General features: G+C 65.3%; 24 protein-coding genes. 11 read left to right on the forward strand and 13 right to left on the reverse strand.

Going from position 1 to position 23708, the window contains the following annotated elements; all coding sequences use genetic code 11:
- Nucleotides 1-43: 43 nt before the first annotated feature.
- Nucleotides 44-742: a DNA repair and recombination protein RadB gene (radB, locus tag SM753_RS03645; protein ID WP_323190584.1), complete on the forward strand. Its 699-nt coding sequence runs from the start codon at nucleotides 44-46 to the stop codon at nucleotides 740-742.
- On the opposite strand, the gene SM753_RS03650 is transcribed toward radB, so the two are convergent.
- Complete coding sequence (locus tag SM753_RS03650) at nucleotides 739-1899, reverse strand: CBS domain-containing protein (protein ID WP_323190804.1); 1161 nt, start codon at nucleotides 1897-1899, stop codon at nucleotides 739-741. The two genes, radB and SM753_RS03650, sit on opposite strands and share 4 nt — an antisense overlap.
- A 103-nt stretch (nucleotides 1900-2002) precedes the next feature.
- On the opposite strand from SM753_RS03650, the gene SM753_RS03655 reads away from it, so the two are divergent.
- The gene (locus SM753_RS03655; RefSeq protein WP_323190585.1) at nucleotides 2003-2314 is read left to right on the forward strand and encodes a lycopene cyclase domain-containing protein; all 312 of its coding nucleotides are present in this window, start codon (nucleotides 2003-2005) and stop codon (nucleotides 2312-2314) included.
- Between the two features lie 138 nt (nucleotides 2315-2452).
- A complete protein-coding gene (locus SM753_RS03660; RefSeq protein WP_323190586.1) occupies nucleotides 2453-2824 on the forward strand; it encodes a hypothetical protein in 372 nt (123 codons plus the stop codon).
- Here the strand turns inward: SM753_RS03660 and SM753_RS03665 are convergent.
- From SM753_RS03665 to SM753_RS03675, 3 genes are all read right to left on the reverse strand, one after another.
- Nucleotides 2812-2997, reverse strand: a complete 186-nt coding sequence (locus tag SM753_RS03665; RefSeq protein WP_323190587.1) for a hypothetical protein — start codon at nucleotides 2995-2997, stop codon at nucleotides 2812-2814. The two genes, SM753_RS03660 and SM753_RS03665, sit on opposite strands and share 13 nt — an antisense overlap.
- A gap of 11 nt (nucleotides 2998-3008) precedes the next feature.
- Entirely contained in the window at nucleotides 3009-3305 is a 297-nt protein-coding gene (locus tag SM753_RS03670; protein WP_323190588.1) for a HalOD1 output domain-containing protein, read from the reverse strand.
- Nucleotides 3306-3608: 303 nt separating this feature from the next.
- Nucleotides 3609-4853, reverse strand: coding sequence for an FAD-dependent oxidoreductase (locus tag SM753_RS03675; protein WP_323190589.1), 1245 nt, complete (start codon nucleotides 4851-4853; stop codon nucleotides 3609-3611).
- 86 nt (nucleotides 4854-4939) lie between these two features.
- Between SM753_RS03675 and SM753_RS03680 the strand changes: the two genes are divergently transcribed.
- Complete coding sequence (locus SM753_RS03680; protein WP_323190590.1) at nucleotides 4940-5530, forward strand: DUF6149 family protein; 591 nt, start codon at nucleotides 4940-4942, stop codon at nucleotides 5528-5530.
- Between the two features lie 6 nt (nucleotides 5531-5536).
- On the opposite strand, the gene SM753_RS03685 is transcribed toward SM753_RS03680, so the two are convergent.
- Both SM753_RS03685 and SM753_RS03690 read right to left on the reverse strand, forming a co-directional pair.
- Nucleotides 5537-7705, reverse strand: coding sequence for an IucA/IucC family protein (locus SM753_RS03685; RefSeq protein ID WP_323190591.1), 2169 nt, complete (start codon nucleotides 7703-7705; stop codon nucleotides 5537-5539).
- Nucleotides 7706-7800: 95 nt separating this feature from the next.
- Nucleotides 7801-9141: an NAD(P)/FAD-dependent oxidoreductase gene (locus tag SM753_RS03690; protein WP_323190592.1), complete on the reverse strand. Its 1341-nt coding sequence runs from the start codon at nucleotides 9139-9141 to the stop codon at nucleotides 7801-7803.
- 165 nt (nucleotides 9142-9306) lie between these two features.
- On the opposite strand from SM753_RS03690, the gene SM753_RS03695 reads away from it, so the two are divergent.
- The 3 genes from SM753_RS03695 to SM753_RS03705 all read left to right on the forward strand — a co-directional run bounded on the left by SM753_RS03695 (nucleotide 9307) and on the right by SM753_RS03705 (nucleotide 11248).
- Nucleotides 9307-10185 carry a homoserine kinase gene (locus tag SM753_RS03695; RefSeq protein ID WP_323190593.1) on the forward strand — a complete coding sequence of 293 codons (879 nt, stop codon included), beginning with the start codon at nucleotides 9307-9309 and terminating at the stop codon, nucleotides 10183-10185.
- Nucleotides 10186-10469: 284 nt separating this feature from the next.
- Entirely contained in the window at nucleotides 10470-10781 is a 312-nt protein-coding gene (locus SM753_RS03700) for a hypothetical protein (protein WP_323190594.1), read from the forward strand.
- Entirely contained in the window at nucleotides 10778-11248 is a 471-nt protein-coding gene (locus SM753_RS03705; RefSeq protein ID WP_323190595.1) for a hypothetical protein, read from the forward strand. The genes SM753_RS03700 and SM753_RS03705 overlap by 4 nt, the downstream gene beginning before the upstream one ends.
- Nucleotides 11249-11292: 44 nt before the next feature.
- Here the strand turns inward: SM753_RS03705 and pdxS are convergent, their stop codons facing one another.
- Nucleotides 11293-12201, reverse strand: a complete 909-nt coding sequence (gene pdxS, locus SM753_RS03710) for a pyridoxal 5'-phosphate synthase lyase subunit PdxS (protein WP_323190596.1) — start codon at nucleotides 12199-12201, stop codon at nucleotides 11293-11295.
- A gap of 123 nt (nucleotides 12202-12324) precedes the next feature.
- On the opposite strand from pdxS, the gene SM753_RS03715 reads away from it, so the two are divergent.
- The gene (locus tag SM753_RS03715) at nucleotides 12325-13056 is read left to right on the forward strand and encodes a DUF1405 domain-containing protein (RefSeq protein WP_138797843.1); all 732 of its coding nucleotides are present in this window, start codon (nucleotides 12325-12327) and stop codon (nucleotides 13054-13056) included.
- 146 nt (nucleotides 13057-13202) lie between these two features.
- Here the strand turns inward: SM753_RS03715 and SM753_RS03720 are convergent, their stop codons facing one another.
- The 6 genes from SM753_RS03720 to SM753_RS03745 all read right to left on the reverse strand — a co-directional run bounded on the left by SM753_RS03720 (nucleotide 13203) and on the right by SM753_RS03745 (nucleotide 20251).
- On the reverse strand, nucleotides 13203-13550 hold the full coding sequence (locus SM753_RS03720) for a hypothetical protein (protein ID WP_323190805.1): 348 nt from the start codon (nucleotides 13548-13550) through the stop codon (nucleotides 13203-13205).
- On the reverse strand, nucleotides 13523-16168 hold the full coding sequence (locus SM753_RS03725; RefSeq protein WP_323190597.1) for a valine--tRNA ligase: 2646 nt from the start codon (nucleotides 16166-16168) through the stop codon (nucleotides 13523-13525). Before SM753_RS03725 ends, SM753_RS03720 begins: the two co-directional genes overlap by 28 nt.
- Before the next feature lie 271 nt (nucleotides 16169-16439).
- Nucleotides 16440-18188, reverse strand: coding sequence for a cbb3-type cytochrome c oxidase subunit I (locus SM753_RS03730; RefSeq protein ID WP_323190598.1), 1749 nt, complete (start codon nucleotides 18186-18188; stop codon nucleotides 16440-16442).
- 163 nt (nucleotides 18189-18351) lie between these two features.
- Nucleotides 18352-18804 carry a DUF6789 family protein gene (locus SM753_RS03735; RefSeq protein ID WP_135534699.1) on the reverse strand — a complete coding sequence of 151 codons (453 nt, stop codon included), beginning with the start codon at nucleotides 18802-18804 and terminating at the stop codon, nucleotides 18352-18354.
- 71 nt (nucleotides 18805-18875) lie between these two features.
- Complete coding sequence (locus SM753_RS03740) at nucleotides 18876-19787, reverse strand: DUF6293 family protein (protein WP_135534700.1); 912 nt, start codon at nucleotides 19785-19787, stop codon at nucleotides 18876-18878.
- 71 nt (nucleotides 19788-19858) lie between these two features.
- Nucleotides 19859-20251 (reverse strand): hypothetical protein, encoded by a 393-nt coding sequence (locus SM753_RS03745; RefSeq protein ID WP_323190599.1) that lies wholly within the window; start codon nucleotides 20249-20251, stop codon nucleotides 19859-19861.
- Nucleotides 20252-20348: 97 nt separating this feature from the next.
- On the opposite strand from SM753_RS03745, the gene thiC reads away from it, so the two are divergent.
- The 3 genes from thiC to SM753_RS03760 all read left to right on the forward strand — a co-directional run bounded on the left by thiC (nucleotide 20349) and on the right by SM753_RS03760 (nucleotide 23621).
- Nucleotides 20349-21785: a phosphomethylpyrimidine synthase ThiC gene (gene thiC / locus SM753_RS03750; RefSeq protein WP_138797846.1), complete on the forward strand. Its 1437-nt coding sequence runs from the start codon at nucleotides 20349-20351 to the stop codon at nucleotides 21783-21785.
- Nucleotides 21786-21880: 95 nt separating this feature from the next.
- On the forward strand, nucleotides 21881-22816 hold the full coding sequence (locus tag SM753_RS03755) for a thiamine-phosphate synthase family protein (RefSeq protein WP_323190600.1): 936 nt from the start codon (nucleotides 21881-21883) through the stop codon (nucleotides 22814-22816).
- Nucleotides 22817-22901: 85 nt separating this feature from the next.
- The gene (locus SM753_RS03760; RefSeq protein WP_323190601.1) at nucleotides 22902-23621 is read left to right on the forward strand and encodes a sugar phosphate isomerase/epimerase; all 720 of its coding nucleotides are present in this window, start codon (nucleotides 22902-22904) and stop codon (nucleotides 23619-23621) included.
- The last annotated feature ends 87 nt before the right edge of the window (nucleotides 23622-23708 follow it).

The raw sequence follows: 23708 nt of genomic DNA on the forward strand, positions 1-23708 counted from the left end.
GCGGACCGGGGGCTTTTTCCCCGAAACCCGCCAAGCGACGGGTGTGAACGACGAGACGCCGATCCCGACCGGCTGTTCGCCCGTCGACGACCTGCTCGGCGGCGGGTTCGAGCGAGGCACCGTCACGCAGGTGTACGGTCAGCCTGCGGCCGGCAAGACGAACCTCGCGCTGTCGGCCGCCGTCGACGTGGCGGCGGACGGTGGTCTGGCGGTGTACATCGACACGGAGGGGCTTTCGCTCGACCGGTTCGAGCAGATAGCGCAGGGGCGTACCGACGGTGATGCCGAGTCAGTGACCTCTCGGATTGTCGTCGAATCGGCCCACAACTACGAGGAGCAGGCGGAGGCAGTTCAGGACGCCAGCGAGTTCGCCGAGGAGGCGGACCTGATCGTGCTTGACAGCGCAACCGGGTTCTACCGTCTCGAACGAACGAAAGAAAGCGATAACGGGGAGTCGCTTCGGGACGTCGCCAGGCAGGTGACGCATCTGCTGTCGCTCGCCCGCCGGCACGACCTCGCGGTCGTGATCACTAATCAGGTGTTCACCGACCCCGAGTCGGACCGAACGCGGGCGCTGGGCGGGCACACCCTAGAGCACTGGACGGGAACGGTTCTTCGAATCGACCGCTTCCGCGGCGGAAACCGCCGAGCGACGCTGGAAAAACACCGGTCGAAGGCCGCCGGAGAGACGGCCACGTTCCGGATCACCGACGAGGGCCTGGCGGCGGCCGACGAGCCCTAGATCTCGCCGAGTTTCCGGAGCAACTGGCCCCGGTACTCCTCGTCGCTCTGGATACCTTTCTGTTCGAGCACGTTCCGTTCGAGTTTGTCGAGGGCAACGTGGAAGCCCTGCTTGGCTCCGTACCCCTCGCCGCTACCCATCATCTGGCCTCTGTTCGTCCGCATCCGGATCTGACAGAGAATGAGCGGCGTGCCGCGGAGTTTCTCCTGGTGTTCCTGGAAGCGGACGTGAGCGTGTCGGACCTGCATCTTGCTGTACTTGTCCGAGACCTGCTCGATGCTCTGGCGGATGTCCTGCCGAGAGATGGTTTCGAGGAGTTCGATGTTGGTGATCTGAACGTCCATGTGTTCCTCCTCGGTGTACGTCAGCGCACGGAGAACGTCAGTTCTCGTGAGGACGCCGCCCACGATGCGGTCGTCGTCTTCGGGCGTGACGACCAGTCCGGAGTAATCGTTGTCGAGCATCCGTTCGACGGCGTCGCGGACGCTCTCGTCGATAGACGTCGTCGCGACGGGACTGGACATCACGTCGTACGCGGGGATGTCGAGCATCCGGTCCAGGTCGCCCGCGCGGTCACCTTTTCCGGTGATGCGTTGCTCGTTGCGGGTGGCGAAGTCGATGATGTCGTGGGTCGTGACGACGCCGGAGAGCATCCCGTCGTCGTCGACCACGGGGAGACGCGAGATGACGTTCTCGCGCATGAGGTTGATCGCCTTTCCGATACCGTCTTCCTCGGTGATCGTGATGACGTTTTCAGTGTATATCTGCCCGACATCGAGGGCGTCGAGGTTCTCCAGTACGGCGGTCAGGATCGCGTCTTCCGTGATGATACCCCACAGTTCGCCGCCCTCGAAGACCGGGGCGACCTTCGTCCCTCCCTCGACGAGCACTCGGGCGGTTTCGCGGATGTCTTCAGTTCGTTCGACCGTCGGTGCGGGTGCGTTCTGGCTCGGTTTGACCAGCGCCGCGACTTTCGTATCGTCCTCGACATGCGATTTGAGGAGTTGCCGTTCGCCGACGACCCCCTCGTACTCGCCGTTTTGCATGACAATGATCCCCTTCGGGTTCTTCTCCTCGAACAACGACCGGACTTTCCCGAGGCGCGTGTCAGCGTCGACTTCCACGTACTCTCGGGTAGCAATGTCAGCAATATCCATCGTACTCACACCGGAATCTTCTCGTCCGACTGCCTTCAAACTTCGTCCCTTGTCAAAGTGTACCACAGGTGTGCATTAGGACGAGGACGCCTAACGTGAGATCGTGTTTCCGGATATCAGCGTTTTCGGTCCGTACACCTATCTGGTGACGGAGATCGCTTTCGGTAGCGTCGCGTTCGCGTTACTCGTGTACGCCAACGCTCTGGGCCGCGCCGCCCGTACCATCGCCGCACTGTATCCCGTAGCGTACGTCTGGGACTGGTATACGCTCCGGGTCGGGGTGTTCGCTATCGAACTACGAACGGGCGTCGACCTCCTCGGGATTCCGGTCGAGGAGCACCTGTTTATCCTGGTTGTTCCGGGGCTCGTTATCGGAGTTCACGAGACGCTTCACGGGTCTACCGGCGAGCAGTAACCCCGTTTTTCATCTCAGTAACAACAGAAACGTCTCAGCATTCGGACTCACGAGAAGAATTTAAGACTGAACGTTGTACTGGGGGCATGAACCAACGAACCCAGAGACAGCGCGAGGCTGAGTGGGGGATCAGCTGAGATGTCAAACGGAAAATCGGATGTCGAGTTAACACCGGAAATCGCCTTCGAACTGCTCTCGAACCCCCGGCGACGCTACGCGCTCGCCTATCTGAGCAAGCGCGGCCTGCCGATGACCGACAGAGAACTCGCCGAGCAGATAGCCGCCTGGGAGGAAGACAAGGCCGTCAGTGAGATCGACGACGAGACAGCGGAGCGTATTCAGATGACGTTGCATCACAATCATCTCCCGAAACTCCACTCCGTTGGCCTCGTCAAACGGTCGGAACGCGGTGACGGGTACGTACTCGAGCCGACGGACAAGGTGAGTCAGGTCGAAGCAGAACTGAGCGTCGGTCTCGACGGCGGACCGACGAAACACTACACGACGTAGTCGTCTTCGGCCGGACCCTGCTCGTCGTTCCAGCCTTCGACGCACTCTGATTCGCAGAAGGGGAGAATTTCGACATCGTCTTCGTCGCTTCGGACGGCTCGAACCGGATGCCACTCGCTAGTCTCTATTTCGCCTTCGCAGTACGTGCACGTTGCAGTGGAAGGAGTATCCATTTTCTGTCCATTCACGGAGTCGCACCCGTCTTACGAGACGGGGACGTAACCGCCGCTGTTGCGGTTCCGTCGGCGTAAACGACGACGGAACAGTCCGCCATCGTGAACTCAACTTTCGCCGGGGCGACCGTCCGCTGGCGTTCCTCTCCGAACAGTTGGTCGAGCGCATCGGGGTCTATGACGTCGTTGAGTCGGGTTTCGAGTTCGGCCGCGTCGACGCCTCGTTCCTCTGCGACGGCCAGTACCGCCGCTGTACTGGGTTTATCGGCGTCGTGACGCGTGCTTCCGTCTGCGACCTCTCGTTGCATATCCGTTCTGAAGCACTACAGATGTATAGGCGACCCAGCTAGCCTCGTACCCTCGTGTAGAGAGAGGGGCTATTAATCTAGATGCTGCCGGAAGGCGGTACGAGTCAGTCCGAACCGTCGCCATCGGACAGCGACGACCCCACGTGTGTTCAGTAAAGATCTGCAGAGACGGCCCGTTCGTATCAGCACACCGTAGTCTGGCCCGCGGCGAGCGATGAAGCCACTTGTCTCGAATCCGTCCGAAGGAGAGTCCTGCTGTCACGCTCGGGGTCGAGCGTCGTGCCGTCGTGTCGGGTCCGGAACCTACTGTTCTTTCTGGGGCGCTTCGAGTTCTTCGAGGTCGACTTCCTCTTCGAGGAGAACGTCCGTCTGTCCGCTGACGTCTCGCTCCTCGCGAACCAGTTGTTTGAACGCGCTCTGGGGGGCGAGGTCGCCGATGAGGACGCCGCCGATTATCTTCCCGTCCTTGAGCGCGAGGCGTCGCCACTCGGTGTCGCTGTACTTGCGCTCGATGTGGTTGTCGCCGAGTGTCGGGTGGCCGAAGGAGAGAAACGGGAAGTCGAAGTGAGTGATAGAGTACGAGGATACCCAGCGGAACGCCTCCGATTCGCCGTCCGCAACCATGTTTTTCGCCGCAACCTGCCCCTGTTCCTTGGCGCTGCCCCAGGATCCGTTCTGACCGTGATCGTTGAGGATCGTGTCGTAAAAGCGTGTGAGGTCGCCGGCCGCGTAGATGTCGTCGACGTTTGTCTGCATGTACTCGTCGACGACGACGCCGTCGTCGGTCTCGACGCCGGTCCCTTGGAGCACCTCGACGTTGAAATCGAGACCGATGGCGACGCCGACGAAGTCGCTGTCGTGTTCCTCGCCGTCGGGCGTGACCGTCGCCGTGACCTTGCCGTCGTCGTCCGTGACGAACGCGTCGACGCCGCTATCGAACACGGGCGTGACGCCTTTCTCGCGCAGGCCGTCGTGGATGATCTCCGCGCCCTCCTCGCTCAGGGCGTAGCGCCACCAGCGATTACCGCGCATGAAGTAGTTCGCGTCGATGTCCTGGGCACCGCAGATGGCCGCGAGGTCGATGCCGAGCAGGCCCGCGCCGACGACGGCACCGGTGTCCGCTCTCTCGGCGTGTTCGGCGATATTTCTGGCGTCCTGAAAGGTCCAGAAGTGGTGGATACCGTCGGCGTCGCTGTTGTCGACGGGCAGTTGGGTCGGCGTGCCGCCCGTGGCGACGAGCAGTTTGTCGTACTCGTAGGTGTCGCTCTCGTGAGTGTAGATAGTGTGAGCGTCGGGGTCTATCTCGGTGACGTGCGTGTTCAGGGCGAGGTCGATCTCGCGTTCGGCGTACCAGTCTTCCTCGTGGATGGAGATGGGGGCTTCCGGAAGTTTCCCTTTCGCGAACTCCTTGATCAGGATACGATTGTACAGGGCTTCTCCTTCATCGGTGATGACTGTGATGTCGGACTCGGGGGCTTCCTCCCGGAGGGTCTCGGCCGCGGAACTCCCCGCGATACCGTCACCGATAATTACGTACGACTGGGTCATGTGCATGGAATTCGGAACGAGGGTTGAAGTGGATTGCTATCTCAGCTGTCGCGGGGTTCAATAGGGTCCTCTCCTAACGACAGCGTATGAAGATCCGCCAGAACGTCCGCCACTGGGCCGCGAAGAAATCGCTCACTACGCCGGTCGTCGGCGACGTCGTGCGGAGCAGACTCGTGGACATGCACACGGGCATCTTCCTCGACAAGGCCGACGAGACCCGCCGCGAGGAACGGCGAGACCACCTCGACGACTTCTTCGACGCCACGTTCGATACGTACGTCGCTGCGCTCGACGCCGGATTCACCGAGGCGCAGGCGCGTGAGATAACGCACATCCAGGCCAACTTCGACTTCTACAACCACGGCTGGACCGAGATGATGGAGTTCCCCGGCGACGAACTGTCCGACCACTACGACCGCTACGCGGCCTTTTTCGAGTGTCACGGCATCTCCATCGACGACCCGCTCGGCGAGTTCCACCCGCAAGAGGGCATCGCCGACGCGCCGTCGACGCCCGAGAAACTCGACGACCCCGACCACCCCCACGCCGAGGGCGGGTTCGCGGACGACGTGTACGTCGAAGACGCCGAAGGCAACCTTGTCGTCGGCGGCCAGGACGAACCCGAGGACGTCGATGTGAGCGAAGCGCCGGGCGTCGAGGACGAGGGCGAGGCCTGACGGTCGCTACTCGAACCGCGGTTTCGCTCCGGCGAGCGGGTTCGACACCTCGCTCGTGACGTACTCGTGACGCTTGCCGCGGAGTCGCATCGCCGTCAGCGCCTTGTGGACGGCCGGGTCCGCGAACAGCGCTCGCTCGTCGCGGCGGACTCGCTCGTCCGCGACGGCGGGGTCCGAGCGGGCGGCGTCGAACCCGTGCTCGCACGCCGCGCGGATCCGCGCCCAGCACGCGCCCTCGTCCACGTCGAGTTCGGTCGCGATCACCGCGACGAGTTCGGCGAGGTGGTTCTGAAACAGCGCGTAGTACAGTTTCCGGTAGAGGTCGGTCTCGCCGTCGGCGTCGAGGTCGGACTCGGGATACGGGTCTATCGAGCGGCCGCGGTCGGCGATGCGGCCGCGGTGGACCCGGATGCCGCCGAAGTCCCGAACGAGCGTTGCGACGGGACGGGGGCCGTCAAACGCGACGAGGCTGTTCTGGAGGTGACTCTCGAGCGCGATTCCGTACTTCGAGAGGAGAAACACCTGCTCGGGCACGACGACGGACGCGTAGTCGGCGACGAACGAGAGCGCGGCGTCGGCCGGGTCCGTCGTTTCGGTCGCTGACGCGTACTCGTCTAACAGGTCGCAGACGAGCGGCCGTCCCGTGGCGAGGGAGTCGGCCACGAGGCTCGACGCGACCACCGGATGCGCTCCGTCGCCGACGAGCGGGTGGTCGTACGGGTTCGCCCGGAGCAGTCCGGAGAGGTGGCGAGCGTCGTCGAACTGGTCGCCGTCGAGGTGGGGCCCGCCGGGCGCGAAGTAGCAGGTCGCCGATAGTTCGTCGAGGAAGCCGAGCGTCTCGAACGACTCCGCCCCCGCCACGTCCGAAAGCAGGTCCGTCACCTGCGGGCCGTTCGTCACCGCGTGCGGCGACAGGGTCCGCTCGACGTTCGTCGTCTGGACGGCGATGGCTAACTTGACGTGCGGCGGCGGACCGCCGTCGATCCGCTCGGTGTCGTACGGCACTACAGTCCGGAGATTGAGGCCCGGCGTCGCCGGATGTGAGAACTCGGATATCGGCACGACGCGACCGTCGCGACGCTGTTCGGCGTATCGATCCGGGATCGTCCGGGCGAACTGCCAGGGGTGGACCGGGACCACAGCGTACTCGCCGGGGTCTCGCCCGCTCGGGAGCTGATTCCCCAGCGCGTCTCGGAGCCCGCCGAATGCGGCAAGGATCCGGCTACTGAACCGCTCGGCGTCCGCCGCCCGGGTTTCGCGGGCGTACGCCCGGTCGACGGCGACGAAGCGGAGGTCGATCCTGTCCGTGAACTCCGGCGCGTAGGCGAGGCCGTCGGCGGCCGTCATCCCGCGCCGAATCTTGCCGCCGTAGTGAAACGGGTGGCCGTCGGTCGTGATCCGCTCGAACGCGGCGACGGGATCCGCGGCAGGAATCCCGTCTGCCACAGCGTCGAGTATCGACCGTCCGGCCGCGCCGGGTCTCGGTGCCGCGGCCGCATCGATCTCCTCCGCGTCGACTGTCTCCGCAGTAAGCCCTTCGGCGTCGACCGCCTCGGCGTGAATCCGCTCGGCGAGTCGAGCGAGCGCGAGGTTCGCGACGCTCTCGGCGAGTTCGCCGCGGACCCGCTCGGCCTGTCTCGCGTCGGCGAATGCGCCTGCACACTCGACGAGCGGGACCAGGTCGACCGGATGGCGAACCGTCGCTGCGTCGTCCTCGCCGCAGTTCCACCGCCGTACCGACCCGCAGAGTCGGGCGCGGTCGTAGCCGTGGACGTTCGCAACTTGCGCGACGACGACGCTCCCGGCGGCGGGAAACGGCAACAGCGCGAGGCGCTGACAGTCGTCCGCGAGGGGGCCGACGGCCGCGAGTAGCCTCGGGCCGTCCAGGTCCGAGAGCGGGGTGGGTTCGTCCGGCACCGACGGCGACGACGCCGAGACGAACTGCGGGTCACAGAGCCCGGCCGGCGACCCGCGCATGATCCCGCGGACGAATCGAAAGAGGATCTCTCGCCGAGCGACGGGAAGCGCCTCGGCGTACGACCGCTCGGGCGGCGAGCCACGGTCGCGGCTGCGGGTGTAGTGGACTGCCGCCCCGAACGCGTCGCGCTCGGCGGCGGTCCGCGGCGTCGCCGTTTCCGGCCGGCCTGAGTTGGCGTCTCCGGGCACGATAGTCACCGGAATAGTACTGTTTCGACGCGCGGCGTGATAATACTCGGTAGCGGTCGGCCAGAGAGGTCAGCCCCGCGTCGAGCGGTGACCGCCAGAACGGATCAGCGTTGCGGCGGCCGCTCCCGTCGCATCCCCTTCTCGGCTATTCGGTCCGCCGCCTCGAACCCGGCGACGATACCGCCGTTGAGGCTGCGTTCGGGATACTGTGCTTCCGACGCCATCCCGGCGTAGTAGAGACCGTCGGCCACCTCGTCAGCCAGATCGTACGGTATCACCATGTCAAGGTACCCCCGTTCGTACACGGGCGCAGTTCTCGGTTTTCGCGCGGTCCGGACCCAGTTCACGTCGTCCCGGCTGAAATCCGGAAAGAGGTCCGCGATGCCGTCCCGCCACGCGTCCTCGACCTCGGCGTTCGACAGTTGCCACAGTTCCTCCGCGGGGTCCTGTACGTAGCTCGCGGTGTAGTAGAGGTGTTCGCCGCCGTAGCGCTCGGGCGGGACGAAGTTCGTGTGTTCGATGAGCACGCCGAACGGCGCTTCGTCGGCGATATTAAGCCAGTAGGCGTCCGACAACGACCGGTCCATGCTCCACACCGAACAGACGGTCCCCTGGAAGTCGATGTCGCAGGCGTAGCCGGTCAGGTCCTCTAGCACGTTCGGCATCGCCGCCACGACTACCGAATCGACCTCGTAGGTCGCCGAGCCGTTCTCCGTCTCCGCGGTGAGCGCTCGGACGGTGCCGCCGGTCGTGTCTACCCCCGTCACACGCGTCCCCGTGGTGACGTTCTCCCGGCCCACCGCGTCGAGCAGCGCGTCGATCAACACCGCAAAACTCCCCCGGAAGTAGCCGAGTTGCTCCCCGCGCAGGAGGTCGCGCTCGCCGCGGAACTTCACGCGTCCGAGCAGCCACGCGGCGCTGACGTCCTCTTTCCTGCTCCCGAACTTGGCATCCAAGAGCGGGACCCAGAACCGCTCGTACACCTGGTCGGTGGTATGTTCGCGCAGGAACTGCTCGACGGGAACGTCCTCGTACGCTTCGATGTCGTCGTAACTGTCCGTCGACGGCGGGAATGTAGTGCAGTCCACCTCCATCGTGAGCATCCCCAGCCGGAACTTGTCGTAGAGGGAGAGATGAGGATAGGCGGCTATCTCCCATAGTTTCTCCAGCGGGTGGACCACGCCGTCGACGTAGTAGGCGTCGGTCTTGTACCGCCACTCCACTCGGTCGCTCAGGCCCAGTTCCTCCGCGAGGTCGACGATAGTCTCTTCGGCCCCCGAGAGGTGGTGATAGAACTTCTCGATGGGGTCGCCCGCCGTCTCGTACACGGCCGCGAGACCGCCCATCTCCTCGTTGGCCTCGAACACGTGAACGTCGTGGCCGCGTTCCTGCAGGCGGTACGCCGCCGCGAGTCCAGCGACGCCGCCGCCGACGATACCGATCATGTCCGTGCGTTGTGGGGGGGCCGAGATGGGTCTTTTGCATGTCACCGTCGGGATCCCTGTTTCGGTATACGTCGCGGGAACGTCACCGAACTCTCCGACGACGCGCGTCTGTCAGGGGATTCTCGGTCCGCTACCTTTTTGCGTTCACTACGGCAACTGACGCGCATGCTTACCGTCCGCGCTCCCGCAACCAGTGCGAACCTCGGGAGCGGGTTCGACGTGTTCGGGGCCGCACTCGACCGGCCCGCCGACATCGTCCGAGTCGAGCGCGCCCCGGAGACGACTATCGAAGTCACCGGCTCCGGGAGTCACTTCATCCCGGAAGACCCGGAGAAAAACACCGCCGGCGCGGTCGCCAAAGCGCTCGACGCTCCCGCCCGGATCGAGATAGACAAAGGGGTGCGGCCGGCCTCCGGTCTCGGGTCCTCCGCGGCGAGTGCGGCCGGTGCGGCGCTCGCGCTGAACGAACTGTACGACCGCGGCCTCTCGCGGGAGGAACTCGTACCGGTCGCCGCCAAAGGCGAGGCGCTCGTCTCCGGCGAGGCGCACGAGGACAACGTCGCGCCTTCGCTGCTGGGGGGCTTTACGGTCGCGACCGGCGACGGCGTCACGCAGGTCGACGCCGACATCCCGCTGGTGGTCTGTCTGCCCGACATCGTCGTCTCGACCCGCGACGCTCGCCGCGTCGTCCCCGAGACTACGTCCGTCGACAAGGTGGTCGACACCGTCGGCCGTGCCGCCACTCTCACTGTCGGCATGGCTCGGGACGACCCGGCGCTGGTCGGCAAAGGGATGGAAGACGAGATAGTCACGCCGGCCCGGGCGGAACTAATCGACGGGTACGACGCCGTCCGCGAGGCCGCCCTGAACGCGGGGGCGACGGGCGTCACGGTCAGCGGCGCAGGACCCGGCGTCATCGCCGCGTGCCGGGAGAACACGCGGCGGGACGTCGCCAGCGCTATGTTGGACGCGTTCGACGACGCGGGCATCGACAGCCGGGCGTACCAGAGCCGGATCGCCGACGGAGCGGAACTGTTCCACTGATAGGGGTAGGTGGGGGTTAGTTCATACTGTCGGCTGTAATTCGTCGAACAGTGATTCGACAGCAAACTGTGTGTAAGCAAGTAACACGGCCATACTTGCGTCGCAGTCTTCACGTACTTACAGCCGACAGTATCAGTCGTTGGCCGACGCCGGGTCGGCGAACACCGGTACGCGGTTACGGCAGTCCCGATGAGAACTGTCGGCGCTGCCCGGTCGGACTCCGATGTGTCCCGAACCGGTTCGGTTCCATGCTTTTATTCGTGTGTGTGAGTAACTACCAAGATATGGCTGGGCGCAGGCCGAACCGCCGGGAACCGGCCCGCGAGAACCCGTCGCTTGTCGCTGTCGGGCGGCGGGCCGTAGCCGTCGGCGTAGCGGCGGTCGCGCTGAGCGCTCCGATCGCGCTACTCGCCGGCGTTTCGCTGTTCGGCGGAACGGCACCGGCCGGAATCGTCCGCGGCGCGGACGCGCTCTTGCGCGCGGACGCCGCGTCGCTTTCCGGTGTCGAACTGGTTTTCCACGTCTCCTCGCTCGTCGCTCTCGTCGGAGCGTGGGTGCTCGGCGCTGGTCTCGTCGTCGAGGGGGTGTTCGAGTGACACGCGAGGCCGACCGACGGAAGGCCTCGGATGGAGCGAGCGGGGAGGAACGACCCGCGGGCCGCGAGGCCGACCGACGGAAGGCCTCGAATAGAGCGAGCGGGGAGGAACGACCCGCGAGCCGCGAGGTCGTCGCGGACGCCGCGAGCGCCCTCGCCGTCGGTTCCGTCGTGGCCGCCGTCGTCCGCTGGCGCGATATCCCGCTCTCGCCGCGAGCAGTCGCCGCCGGAGCAGTCGGTGCGCTCGCGCTTGAGGGCGCGCTTTTGCGACACCGCGACCGCGTGAGAGCCCTCTGGGAGCGACCGAGCGTTCGGTGGGGCGCGACGATAGGCGGCGCGGGAGCGGCGGCAGTCGCGGCCCCGCGAGCACCGGGACGAGTGCTGTGGGCACTCCTCGGCGGCGTCGTGTCGTATCTGACGCTGCTCGCGGTCGTGACAGCGAGAAAAACGACGAACGAATCCGGCTAACTGCCGCGACCCTGTACCGCTTTACTTCGCGGCCTCGAACCGCCTCAGACGCCGCGACCCTGAAGCTTCTCTTCCTCGGGGAGGTCGGCGTTGGCGTCGCCGCGCATGCCGCTGCCGACGTTTTTGCTGATGTCGGCGAGTTCGTCGGAGTCGTCCCAGTTGTTGGTCGCCTGAACGATGGCCTCGCCCATCTGTTCGGGGTCCTCCGCGCCGAAGATGCCGCTGCCGACGAAGATGCCGTCGCAGCCGTGATGCATCATCAGAGCGGCGTCGGCGGGCGTTGCGATGCCGCCGGCGGCGAAGTTAACGACCGGGAGACGGCCCTGTTCGGCCGTCTCGTGGACGAGTTCGGCGGGCGCTTCGTTCTCGCGGGCCCACTTTTCTCGCTCCTCGTGGGTCATCCCCTCCAACTTGCGGATGGACCCCTTGATGTTGCGCTGGTGGTGGACGGCCTGGTTCACGTCGCCTGTGCCGGCCTCGCCCTTGGTGCGGATCATCGCCGCACCCTCGTTGATGCGCCGGAGCGCTTCGCCGAGGTTGCGCGCGCCGCAGACGAACGGCGATGTGAACTCCCGCTTGTCGATGTGGTAGCGGTCGTCAGCGGGCGTCAGCACCTCGCTCTCGTCGATCATGTCGACGCCGACCGACTCCAGGATCTGCGCCTCTTTGGTGTGGCCGATGCGGGACTTGCCCATCACCGGGATCGATACTTCGTCGATGATCGCTTCGACGTCGACGGGGTCCGGCATCCGGGCGACGCCGCCGCGCTTGCGGATGTCCGCCGGAACGGCCTCCAGCGCCATCACCGCGACGGCACCGGCATCTTCGGCGATGCGGGCCTGCTCGCGGTTGACAACGTCCATGATCACGCCGCCTTTCTGCATGCGGGCGAACCCCCGCTTGACGAGTTCCGTCCCTCGCTTGAGTTCCTCCAGATCGGTCTCTTCCGCCATGCGGGTGGCTTGGAACCGCCAGCACTTACCGCTGTCCTTTCGCACACTCCCTTCCGGATCGACTGTCGGCCGTCCGCACCGAAACCGCTACCGTTTTGCTACCCCCATCCGTGGTCCGTCCCGATGCGTTCGCTCCCCGAACGGCCTGATCTCCCCCGGTACGTTGCTCCCGTTCCGCAACGACTGGAGGACCTTGGCCTCCGGTACGCGTGGGTGGTCGTCGCTGTCAACCTCCTCGGCACCGTCTTCGGCTTTTGGTACTACGGCTTCCATCCGCTGCCGCTGTCGGACCCGCTCATCACCGGGCAGTTCGCCATCGAACCGCTGTCGATGTGGCCGCTCGTCCCCGACAGCCCCGTTGCGACGCTGTTTATCGCCCTCGCAGTCGCGTCGTGGAAACTGGGCGAGTCCCGGGAGTGGCTCAACGCGCTGGCGTTTTTCGGCTGCCTCAAACTCGGTTTCTGGACGCCGTACGTCCTGCTCGTGTTCAAAGCCGACTTCTCCTATCTCCACTGGGCGATGTACAACTTCCTCTTCTGGAGCCACCTCGCGATGGTCGTCCAGGGGTTCGTCCTCTACCGCTTCGCCGACTTTCCGGTGCGGGCCGTCGCCGTTGCCCTGTTCTGGTACGGCCTCAACGACATCGTCGACTACTTCGTCCCCATCCTCGGAACGCCGCATCACACCCTCGTCCCCGCCGAAGAGATATCGGCAAGCGGCGTCATCCACACCTCTCCTGCCCACGAGTACGCCGCCGCGGGCGCGGTGGTACTGACACTACTTGCGACGTTCCTGTCGCTTGCGACGCGAGTGAAGAAAGGAGAGACCGGCGCTGTCGAATCTAACTGTGGGTAGAGATTCGACCGCAGGAACTCGACGGTTCGGTCGACGATATCGTCGTCCCAATCGTTGCGGAACGGGACCACGTGGTCGCCGCCGTCCGCGACGAACAGGGCCGTTTCGACGCCCAGGCCCGCCAACCGGTCGCGGTACCGTTCCGACTACGCCACCGGCACAGCCTCGTCGTCGGACCCGTGAACGAGAAGCGTCTGCGGCGCGTCCCCGGTGGCCACCTGACGCGGCGACGCGCGGCGGTACCGCTCCGGCAACTCCTCGCTCGCCCCGCCCAGAAACTGCCGGTAGATGTCCGGACCCCCGTTGGTGATCGTGAGGTCGTACACTCCGGAAATGCCGACGACCGCCCCGACTGCAGTAGACGCCTCGCGGCGCTTGCCGAACGCCGCCTCCCCGGTAGCTCGCGAGCGCCGCGAGATGCGCGCCCGAGGAATGCCCCATCGCCCGATGCGGTCCGGGCCCGCACTCAGTTCCGCACGATGACGATGGCCGATTCGGTCTCGATCATCTCGCCCTCACCGGAGTAGGTGCGTTCGCGCTCGATCTCGAACAGGTCGGAGCCGAGTTCCTCCCCGGCGACGTGCAGGGTGCCGTCCTCGATCTCGAACTCGCCGCTCTCGATGGCGGCGTCGATGTCGCCGACCGTCTCGCCGTACTGCGGGCCGACGGTCGAGTAGTCCAGGTCGACGCTCGTGATCTCGGTTGTCGTCTCGGGCTCTGCGTCTAGAACGTCCAGGTTCCGAACGTGCATGACCTCGGCGACGGCGTCCTCCATCCCGGCGACGTTGCCGTAGACGGAGACGGCGTCGAGCTCTTCGTTCAGCGCAAGCTGGTGGTCGGTCTTGTACTTGCGGAGCGCGGAGACGGTTTCCATCGCCGTCTCACCGGCCTCCAGGTCGGCCTCGTATCCGTGCGGCTCCGGCCAGTCGGTGCGGTGGACGCTCCCGCCGTCGTGCATCTCGCTCCACAACTCCTCCGTGACGTGCGGGAGCAGCGGTGCGAACAGCTGGCAGAACGTCCGGTGAGCCGTCCGAAGCGCGTACGCCGTCGACTCCGTCTCCCGGCTCTTCGCGATCTCGAGGTAGTCGTCGCAGAACGTGTTCCAGAAGAACGTCCGGAGGTTGTCCCGGGCCTTGGCGAACTCGTACTCCTGGAACTGCTCGGTCGTCTCCGCGACGACCGCGTCCAGTTTCGCCAGCAGCCACTCGTCGATCGGGTCGAGTTCGTCGGGTTCGGCGGCCTCGGCGGGCGTCAACTGGTCGACGAGCTTCGAGGCGTTCCAGAGCTTTCGCAGCAGTTTCTCGCCGGCGACGATGTCCTTGTCGTGATACGGGAAGTCGTCGCCGACCGCCGACGACGCCGCCCAGTAGCGGATGGCGTCGACGGGATACTCGTCGACGACCTCCTCGGGCGCGACGATGTTGCCCTTGGACTTGGACATCTTCTCGCGGTTCTCGTCGAGGACGTGGCCGTGGATCATGACGGTGTCGAACGGCACGTCTCCGGTGTGCTCGTAGCACTTGACGACCGTGTGGAACAGCCAGAAGCTGATGATGTCGTGGGCCTGCGGGCGCAGGTCGAAGGGGTACAGTTCGGGGTTGTCGAGGTCACCTGCGGCGAGTTCACCCTCGCCGATCGACTCGGGGTCCCAGCCGGCGTTGATAAGCGGCGTCAGGCTGGAGGTCGCCCACGTGTCGAACACGTCGTCCTCCGGTTCGAACGCCTCGCCGCCGCACTCGGGGCAAGCGTCGACCGGCGGATCGTCCGCGAGCGGGTCGACCGGCAGGGCCTCGCGGTCCGCCATGACCTCCTGACCGCAGTCCTCGCAGTACCACACCGGGAACGGGATGCCGGAGTCGCGCTGGCGGGAGATGAGCCAGTCCCACTCCAGCCCCTCGATCCAGTGTTCGTACCGCGTGAACATCTTCTCGGGGTACCAGTCCATCTCCCGGCCCGCTTCCAGATACTCCTCCTTGTGGTCCAGGATCTCGACGTACCACTGCTCGGAGACGCGGAACTCCACGTCCGTCTCGCAGCGCTCGTGGACCTGAACGGTGTGAGTGTGCTCCTCGCGGTCGACGAGGTGACCCGCCTCGTCCAGGTCCTCGGAGATGGCCTCGCGGGCCTCCGTCGTGCTCATGCCCTCGTAGTCGCCGGCGAGGTCGGTCATCGTCGCGGACTCGTCGATAGCGACCCGTAGCGGCAGGTCGTGTGCCTGGTACCACTCGATGTCGTTCTGGTCGCCGAAGGTACAGCACATGACGACGCCGGTCCCCGTCTCCAGGTCGACGCGGTCGTCCTCGATGATCGGGACGGTGTGACCGAACAGCGGCACCTCGGCCTCCTTCCCGATCAGTTCGCGGTTCTCGTCGTCCTCGGGGTGGACGAAGACGGCGACGCAGGCCGGAAGCAGTTCGGGACGCGTGGTGCCGATGACGAAGGAGTCGCGACCGCTCTCGGTCGGCTCGGCCAGGTCGAACCGCACGTCGTTGAAGTGGGTGTGGCGCTCGGCGTCCTCCTGTTCGACCTGCGAGATGGCCGTCTCGCAGTCGGGACACCAGATCGCGGGGGCCTGCTTGCGGTACTCGCGACCCTGCTCGTACAGGTCGAGGAAGGATAGCTGGGAGATCCGCTGGACCTCCGGACTGATCGTCTTGTACGTCCGGTTCCAGTCGATCGATATCCCGAGACCCTGCATCTTCTCCGTGAACTCGGCCTCGTACTCGCGGCAGACCTCGCGGCACTTCTCCTGAAACTCCCGGCGGGAGAAGTCCTGATGCCGGATGCCGAGTTCCTGTTCGGTGAGCCGTTCGGACGCGATGCCGTTGTCGTCGTAGCCGAAGGGAAACAGCACGTCTTCGTCGGCCATCCGGTGGAACCGGGCGGCGAAGTCCTGAAGCGCCTGACCGTACATGTGGCCCATGTGGAGGTTTCCGGAGACGGTCGGCGGGGGCGTGTCGATGCTGTACACCGTGTTCGGGTCCATTTCGGGGTCGCCGTCGTAGGCGTACGTGTCGTGTTCGACCCAGTGCTCTTGCCACTTCTTCTCGACCGCCTCGGCGTCGTAGTCGCCGTCGGGGCCGTCCTGTCGTTGGTTCGTTTCTGCGCTCATGTGTTGTGTTCCGTGTGTCTGACTGCGTCGCGTTCTGGTCGTCTGTTGGTCGATACTGCCTGGTCGGTTCTCCGCTTTTCCGCGTCTGGAACGACCGTAACCGGACGAAGAATGGGTGGTGGTGGGGCTAGGACGCCCCTACACGTACCAGTCTCACAGCGGCGGCCGACGCCGACCGCTCGACTGCGACGCTCCGGCTCATTACTGGTATCGTGTCGCGCGTTCGGATTTAACTCTTGCGAGACTCGGTTCTCGGCCGGGGAGAGCCCGACTACTCCGACTCCCCGTCGCTCGCCTCGCCCCGCCGTTCGGCCAGTCTGCGTTCGAACCACTGCCACTCCCGGGAGAACTGCCCAGTCTCCTTGAGGTCCCACACGTCGGCGTCCCGCACGGGACGCCCGATCCGGAACGACTGGATCATGTTCACTATCCAGAGGATCACCCCGATCCCGATGAGCAACGCCCCGACCGAGGAGACGAACTGGAGCGGGCGGAACATCTCGGGGTACTCGGCGTACCGCCGCGGCATCCCGGCGTTGCCCATGACCAGCATCGGCATGAACGTCAGGAACGCCCCGACGATCATCGCGAACGCCTGTGTCTGTGCGAGTCGGCGGTTGTACAGGCGACCCGTCAACAGAGGGAACCAGAAGTAACTCGCCGCGAACATCGAGAACGGGATGATCGCCATGATGATGAGATGGAAGTGGCCGACCACGTACAGCGTATCGTGGACCCGAACGTCGTAGGGGACCACGGCGACGAACACGCCAGTGACGCCGCCGATGATGAACAGCCCGACCCCGCCCGCGACGAAGAGAAACGGCGCGGAGAGGCGGATCCGACCCTGCCACATCGTTGTGAGCCAGTTGAACGTCTTGACCGCGCTCGGCACGGCGATAGTGAGCGACGTCATCATGAACGCCGCGCGGAGTTGCGGGGCCATCCCGACGACGAACATGTGGTGAGCCCAGACGCCGAACGAGAGCACGCCGATAGCGAGCGACGAGTAGACGACGAACCGAAAGCCGAACAGCCGCCGGCCCACCAGTTTCGGCAGCATGTAACTGATGAGTCCGAAGGCGGGCAGGACGAGGATGTACACCTCGGGATGGCCGAAAAACCAGAACAGGTGTTGCCACAGTTCCGGGCCGCCGCCCGCCACCGCGAAAAAGGAGGTGCCGAAGTTCCGGTCCAGCAGGAGCATGACGATAGCACTCCCGAGGACCGGAAACGCGAACAGGATGATGCCGCTGGTGGTGAGCATCGCCCACGAGAAGATGTCGAGGTTACTCCACCCGACCTCCTCGTCGCGTTCGACGAATATCGTCGCGATGAAGTTGATCGCCGACATCGTCGTGGCGACCCCGGACAGGTGCAGTCCGAGAAGCGCCATGTCGATCTGCGGGTTCGCCATCTCGATAGTCATCGGCGTGTACATCGTCCACCCCATCGCCACCGGTTCGAGTTCGAACAGGAGCGGGACGGTGTAGCCGACGAACTCCAGTCCCTTCGCGAACACCTCGGTTATCAGGCCGCCGCGGACGAGCGCCAGCCCCGGCGGCAGCAGCCAGAACGCCAGCGCGTTGATCCGCGGGAACGCCATGTCGTCAGCGCCGATCAGGATGGGGAGAAAGTAGTTAGCGATCCCGGTAAACACCGGCGTGACGAAGAAAAACAGCATCGTCAGCCCGTGAGTCGTAAACAGGGCGTTGTACGTTTCCAGGTCCCAGACCGTGGTTTCGGGTGTCAGCAGTTCCGTTCGGATCATCATTCCGTCGACGCCGCCCCACAGCGCCGCGACGGTGCCGAGAACAAGGTAGAGCACGCCGATGTCGCGATGGTCGACCGTGGTGAGCCACCGGAGAACGACGTTCGTCGGCTTCTCCGTTCCAACCTCTAACCCGGTGACGTACCCGCCGTCGCGCGCGCGCCGCCTCGGTCGGCCGTACGCGAGCGCGGCGACGGCGAGTGCGAGCAGTACTCCTCCCGCGATGACGATCCCCGGTATTTGCCCCATTCGTTCCACCCCGGTCCAATATCCAGTGGATCGACGCGCATCCGGAAATACAGGCGGGACACCTCTCGTCGGAGCGAGCGGTCGCGAGCGCGGCGGCACGTAGCGTAGATCCCTCCGCGCACACTGTGGTCGGGTCCCCGTCAGAACGGTCGTGGACCGTCCGCTATCCCGGCGTTTGGTCTCCCCGAGCGCGCGGCGTTTCCCCGGTCAGGTAGCCGTACACCGCACCCATCGTGAACCCGTACGCCCAGTGAGCGAGCAGGGTGAACACGAGATAGACGATCAGGATCGCCCCGTCGAGGTCGCCGCGCCCCGTGATCGCAAACACCACCCATAGCGCCGTGGCGAAGACTGCGCCCTGCGCGGCGGGGTCCGGTCCGCGCGGCAGATACGGCCGTAACACGAGAAAGATCAGCGGCCAGACGACCGCGCCGGCGAACGAGTAGATGACGAACCCGAGAAACGTCTGTCCTGGGAGACCGACGAACCGCGCGACCGCGTCGAACAGGTGGAGGACGTCCCGCATCTGCACCTCCAGCATGACGAGGATCCCGGATATGACGGCCGTCCCCGCCACGCCGCCGACGATGGCGCTTCCCGCTCGCTCGGTGTCCATACGCCGTCGTACCACCTCCGCGGGCAAAAAGGTCTCACAGCCTTGGACGGTGCCCGAGCGGCGCTCGGCGTTCAGCGCTCCAGTTCCCCGTCGGAGTGCGCGCGCACCCACAGTTCGCCGATGCGTGACAGCCGCGTCCGGTAGGACTTGCCGTGTGACTCCTGTTCGATGTACCCCTTCCCGCCCGGCCCGAGTCTGTCGACGTTGTAGATGACTTTCGACCGGAAGCTGTCGGTGTATTCCTCGTTGAGTTCGTCGGCGAGCGACTCCGCCAGTTCCGAGACGGATTCGAACTCGCCGCGCTCTCCGAGTTTGTAGAGGATGAGCTCCTCGAACGGTTTGACGTTCGAGAACGACGCCACGGGGAGTTCGACGATGTGGCCGCCGCCTATCTCCTTCGCTCCGATAGTCGTGCCGCGCTCGTCGAACTCCGAGAGGAGGTCCCGGGCGCTCTCTAAGCGTTCCGTGACGCGGTCGTCGTCGACGGCGTCACCGCCGTTTTCTTCGCGAAGGTCCGCAAGCAGGTCGATCTGGGTCCGCAGTTCCTCGGCGAGTTCCGTCTCCAGATACTTCTCCGGGACGGTGTAGTAGGTGTGGATCTGGTCGCGGTCGCCCTCGCGCTCGACCATGATCGAGTGGGCCGCCGTCGCGAACGCGAAACTGACGGTGCGGGGCATCGCGCTGATGTTCACCCACACCTCGTTCCCGTCGTCGAGTTCGGCGTTTATCAGGTCGAACGCCTGCTCGAACGCGTTGTCGTAATCGTACACGTCCTCGATGACGAACCGCTCGGTCGTCGCCCCCAGGAGGTTCTCGAAGTCCGTCTCCAACTTCTCCGAGAGGTTTCGGGAGTACTCGACGTTGGCCTCGCTCCCGACGGCCCCTTCCAGCAGGATCACGTGGTCGACGTCCAGTTGATCGCGCACCAGCGGCGCGATCAGCCGGTCGTAGTCGAACCCGACCGGGACGATGTGGGTCTGCATACGCTATACTCCGTGGGGACGTTTATTAATCCCCTCAAGTGGAATACCGTTCGACTTCGCATCGTTCGTCCTTACCGGTCACCCCCGGCAGAGGTTTCCCGTTCGATGCGCGCTATCGTCGCCGGGATCAGCGACAGGTCGCGGTCCACGCCGACGAACAACATCCGCCGGTCACCGATCCGACAGAGGAGGTTTATCCCCCGCTCGAACACTCTAATGGTGTATTCGAGTTCCCCGCGCTGAACGAGGTCTTCCTGCCGTTCGCACATCAGCGCCTCGAGGATCGCGCCGTCAAACAGTTCCCGGCGGTCAGGTGGAGAGTACTGCTCGGCGATGTCGTCTCGTATGTACTGTATCTCGAACTCGTCGGCAGCACCGTCTCCGACGCCGATTAATCGAAGCGCGTCTCCGAAGTCCGTGATGAGAGTGGACGTACACTGATCGATGGAACTGTTGAACGTCATCGTTTCTGTCATCAGCCGGCGCAGTAATAAAATCGCGGTCGCCGCTCCGACCCGCGTCCCCCCGAGATTTATAATGCAGTAATATGACCTAGTTATTATGACGCAGATCCGCCGAGCGCGCGATGGAGAAGTCACGCCCGCCATGAAACGAGTCGCCGAACGCGAGCAGGTCGACCCCGAGTTCGTCAGACAACAGGTCGCCGAAGGGCAGGCCGTGATTCCCGCCAACGTCAAGCACGGGAGCCTCGACCCGATGATCATCGGTCGCGAGTTCGGGACGAAAGTAAACGCGAACATCGGCAACAGCGAGACGACCAGCGACATCGAGGGCGAACTCCGAAAACTCCACACTGCCGTCCATCACGGCGCTGATACGGTGATGGACCTGAGCACGGGCGGCGACTTAGACAGCATCCGCGAGGCCAACATCGCCCGCTCGCCGGTCCCCGTCGGTACCGTACCTATCTACGAGGCGGTGAAACAGGTCGACGACGTCACCGACATCACTCACGAGATCCTGCTCGATATCATCGAGAAGCAGGCCGAGCAGGGCGTCGACTACATGACTATCCACGCCGGCGTACTGATGGAGCACTTGCCGCTGACCGACGGCCGGAAAACCGGTATCGTCTCCCGCGGCGGGTCGATCCTCGCGCAGTGGATGGAGGAAAACGGGATGCAGAACCCGCTGTACGCGAAGTTCGAGGAGATCTGCGAGATATTCGCGGAGTACGACGTCACGTTCAGCCTCGGCGACGGTCTCCGTCCCGGTTGTATCGCGGACGCCAGCGACGAGGCCCAGTTCGCCGAACTCGACACGCTCGGCGAACTGACTCGCACCGCGTGGGAACACGACGTGCAGGTGATGGTCGAGGGACCGGGCCACGTGCCGATGGACGAGGTCGCCGACAACGTCGAGCGCCAGCAGGAGGTGTGCGACGGCGCGCCGTTTTACGTTCTCGGCCCGCTCGTCACCGACATCGCGCCCGGCTACGACCACATCACCAGCGCTATCGGCGCGACGGAGGCGGCCCGCGCCGGTGCCGCGATGCTCTGTTACGTGACGCCGAAAGAGCATCTCGGCCTGCCCGAGGAACAGGACGTCCGCGACGGTCTCGCCGCGTACCGCATCGCCGCCCACTCCGCGGACGTCGCGAACGGCCGCGAGGGTGCCCGCGACTGGGACGACGCGCTCTCGGAGGCCCGCTACGAGTTCGACTGGTCGGAGCAGTTCGAACTCGCGCTGGACCCGGAGCGTGCCCGCGAGTTCCACGACCAGACGCTGCCGGGAGATAATTACAAGGAGGCACGCTTCTGTTCGATGTGCGGCGTCGAGTTCTGCTCGATGCGGATCGACCAGGACGCCCGCGACGCCGACGGCGAGATGGAGTCGATCGAGGACGACACCGACGTCGCCGACTCCCCCGCGGCGGAGGTGAACCGGCCGCCGGTCGGCCGCCACGACGCGAGCGACATCGCCGACGAGATAGAGGGCGTCGACCTCTCTCACGAGTATCCGAGCGCGGACGACTAACCGCGGTCGGCTCACCGAAGGAGGCTCGAACGAACAGCACTGACGTCCTCGCCCTTGCCGGGATACTTATTCCTCCGCCCGCCGAAACGACGGCCATGTCGCTGCGGCTTCCGAGCGAGATAGTCGTCGACCGGTTCCTGCCGACCGCGAGGGCGATGCTCGCGGCGGAACTCCACGAGCACGACCTGACCCAGCAGGAGATAGCCGACCAGCTCGGCGTGACGCAGGCTGCCGTCAGCAAGTACGTCGCCGGCGACAGTGCGCTGAACGAGCGGTTCAGCGATAACCGCCGGATGAGAGAGACGATGTCGGCCATCGCCGACGGGCTTGCGACGGGCGAACTCGACCAGTACGAGGCGCTCGCCGAACTGCTCGACCTGATCCGCGAGTTCGAGGACCGAGGGCCGATCTGCGAGGCCCACGAGGAGGCGATGCCCTCGTTGCAGGGGCTCGGCTGCGACCTCTGCGTCCGCGGGCGCGACGACGCCGTTCTCGCGGAGCGAGACGTGCTCTCGACGGTCCGCGAGGCGACCCGCACGCTCGAAAACGAACCCGCTATCGTCGGCCACGTTCCCAACGTCGGAACGAACGTCGGCACCGCACTGCCCGGCGCAACCGACGAAACCGACGTGGCGGCTATCCCGGGCCGGATCCACGCGATGCGGGGGCGGATCAACGTGCCGGCGAACCCCGAGTTCGGCGCGTCCCAGCACGTCGCGGAGACCGTTCTGGCCGCGAGCGCAGTCGACCCCGACGTCGGCGGCGCTCTCAATCTCGCAACGTCCGAGGCCCTGCTCGCCGCCGCCCACGAGGCAGAGATCGACCCGCTGGAGTTCGACGCGGAGTACGACACCCGGCGCGCACGCCTTCGCGAGCGGTTCGAGGAGCGGGGCGGCGTACCGCGGGTGATCTACCACCGCGGCGCGTTCGGCGTCGAACCGATCACCTACGTTCTCGGCGAGACGGCGGTCGAGGCCGCCGCACTCGCCACGTCTCTCACGGCCAGCGCGCAGACGGAGACGCGCGAGTAGACGCGCGGAAAAATACACCGACGACCGGTCGCTATGCTGTGTGTACGGCCGACCGTATATTTCGCTGGTCCGCGTACCCCCAGGTATGCGAACGGCAATCCAGCTGTACACGCTTCGCGACGTAGACGGATCGACGAGCGACCTCGTCTCGCTGGTCGCGGAGACCACGTTCGACGGCGTGGAGTTCGCCGGGACTCCCGACGAGGAGGTGTCCGCCGCCCTGACCGAGACGGGGCTAGATGCGGCCGCAGCCCACGTCGGCATCGAGCATCTGGAGGGACACCGCGGGAGCGTCCTCGAGGCCTGCGAGGCGGCGGGCGTCGACACCGTCGTCGTCCCGTGGCTCGACGAGTCCGAGTTCGAATCCCGCGCTGCCGTCGAGCGAACGGCGAACCGACTGGACGGTATCGGGGACGCCCTCGCGGACCGCGGGTTTCGCCTGGCCTATCACAACCACGACCAGGAGTTCACGGCTCTCGGCGAGACGACTGGGTACGAGCTGCTTCTTTCGGAACTCGGCGACAGCGTCTCCATCGAACTCGACACGGGGTGGGCCCTCGCAGCGGGCCGCGACCCCGTCGACCTGCTACGGCGCATCGACGACGCGCCGCTCGTTCACCTGAAAGACGTCGACGCCGAGACGAAGACGCCCGTCGAACTCGGCGAGGGTGACCTGGACGTGGAGGGATGCGCCGAAGCGGCACGGGACGCCGGGACGGAGTGGATCATATACGAACACGACGAGCCGTCGAACCCCCGTACGTCGCTGGCCCACGGCGGTGCGGTCCTCGACGCGCTCAGGTAGTTGATTCGCCGTTGTCAGCAGGCGTTGACAGGCCTCATCAGGACTCGATGCCCGCGTCAGGCTCCGGCGGCCTCCGGACGCCGTCCG

It is taken from the genome of Halostella sp. PRR32 (assembly GCF_034808085.1).
GTDB lineage: Archaea > Halobacteriota > Halobacteria > Halobacteriales > Natronoarchaeaceae > Halostella > Halostella pelagica.

Excerpts from the sequence above, each read along its gene's own strand:
- SM753_RS03695 (WP_323190593.1), top strand. The coding sequence starts at position 9,307 with ATGCTTACCGTCCGCGCTCCCGCAACCAGTGCGAACCTCGGGAGCGGG.
- SM753_RS03725 (WP_323190597.1), bottom strand. The coding sequence starts at position 16,168 with ATGAGCGCAGAAACGAACCAACGACAGGACGGCCCCGACGGCGACTAC.
- SM753_RS03660 (WP_323190586.1), top strand. The coding sequence starts at position 2,453 with ATGTCAAACGGAAAATCGGATGTCGAGTTAACACCGGAAATCGCCTTC.
- SM753_RS03650 (WP_323190804.1), bottom strand. The coding sequence starts at position 1,899 with ATGGATATTGCTGACATTGCTACCCGAGAGTACGTGGAAGTCGACGCT.
- SM753_RS03760 (WP_323190601.1), top strand. The coding sequence starts at position 22,902 with ATGCGAACGGCAATCCAGCTGTACACGCTTCGCGACGTAGACGGATCG.
- SM753_RS03675 (WP_323190589.1), bottom strand. The coding sequence starts at position 4,853 with ATGACCCAGTCGTACGTAATTATCGGTGACGGTATCGCGGGGAGTTCC.
- SM753_RS03700 (WP_323190594.1), top strand. The coding sequence starts at position 10,470 with ATGGCTGGGCGCAGGCCGAACCGCCGGGAACCGGCCCGCGAGAACCCG.
- SM753_RS03745 (WP_323190599.1), bottom strand. The coding sequence starts at position 20,251 with ATGACGTTCAACAGTTCCATCGATCAGTGTACGTCCACTCTCATCACG.
- SM753_RS03740 (WP_135534700.1), bottom strand. The coding sequence starts at position 19,787 with ATGCAGACCCACATCGTCCCGGTCGGGTTCGACTACGACCGGCTGATC.
- pdxS (WP_323190596.1), bottom strand. The coding sequence starts at position 12,201 with ATGGCGGAAGAGACCGATCTGGAGGAACTCAAGCGAGGGACGGAACTC.
- SM753_RS03730 (WP_323190598.1), bottom strand. The coding sequence starts at position 18,188 with ATGGGGCAAATACCGGGGATCGTCATCGCGGGAGGAGTACTGCTCGCA.
- thiC (WP_138797846.1), top strand. The coding sequence starts at position 20,349 with ATGACGCAGATCCGCCGAGCGCGCGATGGAGAAGTCACGCCCGCCATG.
- SM753_RS03670 (WP_323190588.1), bottom strand. The coding sequence starts at position 3,305 with ATGCAACGAGAGGTCGCAGACGGAAGCACGCGTCACGACGCCGATAAA.
- SM753_RS03690 (WP_323190592.1), bottom strand. The coding sequence starts at position 9,141 with ATGATCGGTATCGTCGGCGGCGGCGTCGCTGGACTCGCGGCGGCGTAC.
- SM753_RS03665 (WP_323190587.1), bottom strand. The coding sequence starts at position 2,997 with ATGGATACTCCTTCCACTGCAACGTGCACGTACTGCGAAGGCGAAATA.
- SM753_RS03715 (WP_138797843.1), top strand. The coding sequence starts at position 12,325 with ATGCGTTCGCTCCCCGAACGGCCTGATCTCCCCCGGTACGTTGCTCCC.
- SM753_RS03735 (WP_135534699.1), bottom strand. The coding sequence starts at position 18,804 with ATGGACACCGAGCGAGCGGGAAGCGCCATCGTCGGCGGCGTGGCGGGG.
- SM753_RS03755 (WP_323190600.1), top strand. The coding sequence starts at position 21,881 with ATGTCGCTGCGGCTTCCGAGCGAGATAGTCGTCGACCGGTTCCTGCCG.
- SM753_RS03680 (WP_323190590.1), top strand. The coding sequence starts at position 4,940 with ATGAAGATCCGCCAGAACGTCCGCCACTGGGCCGCGAAGAAATCGCTC.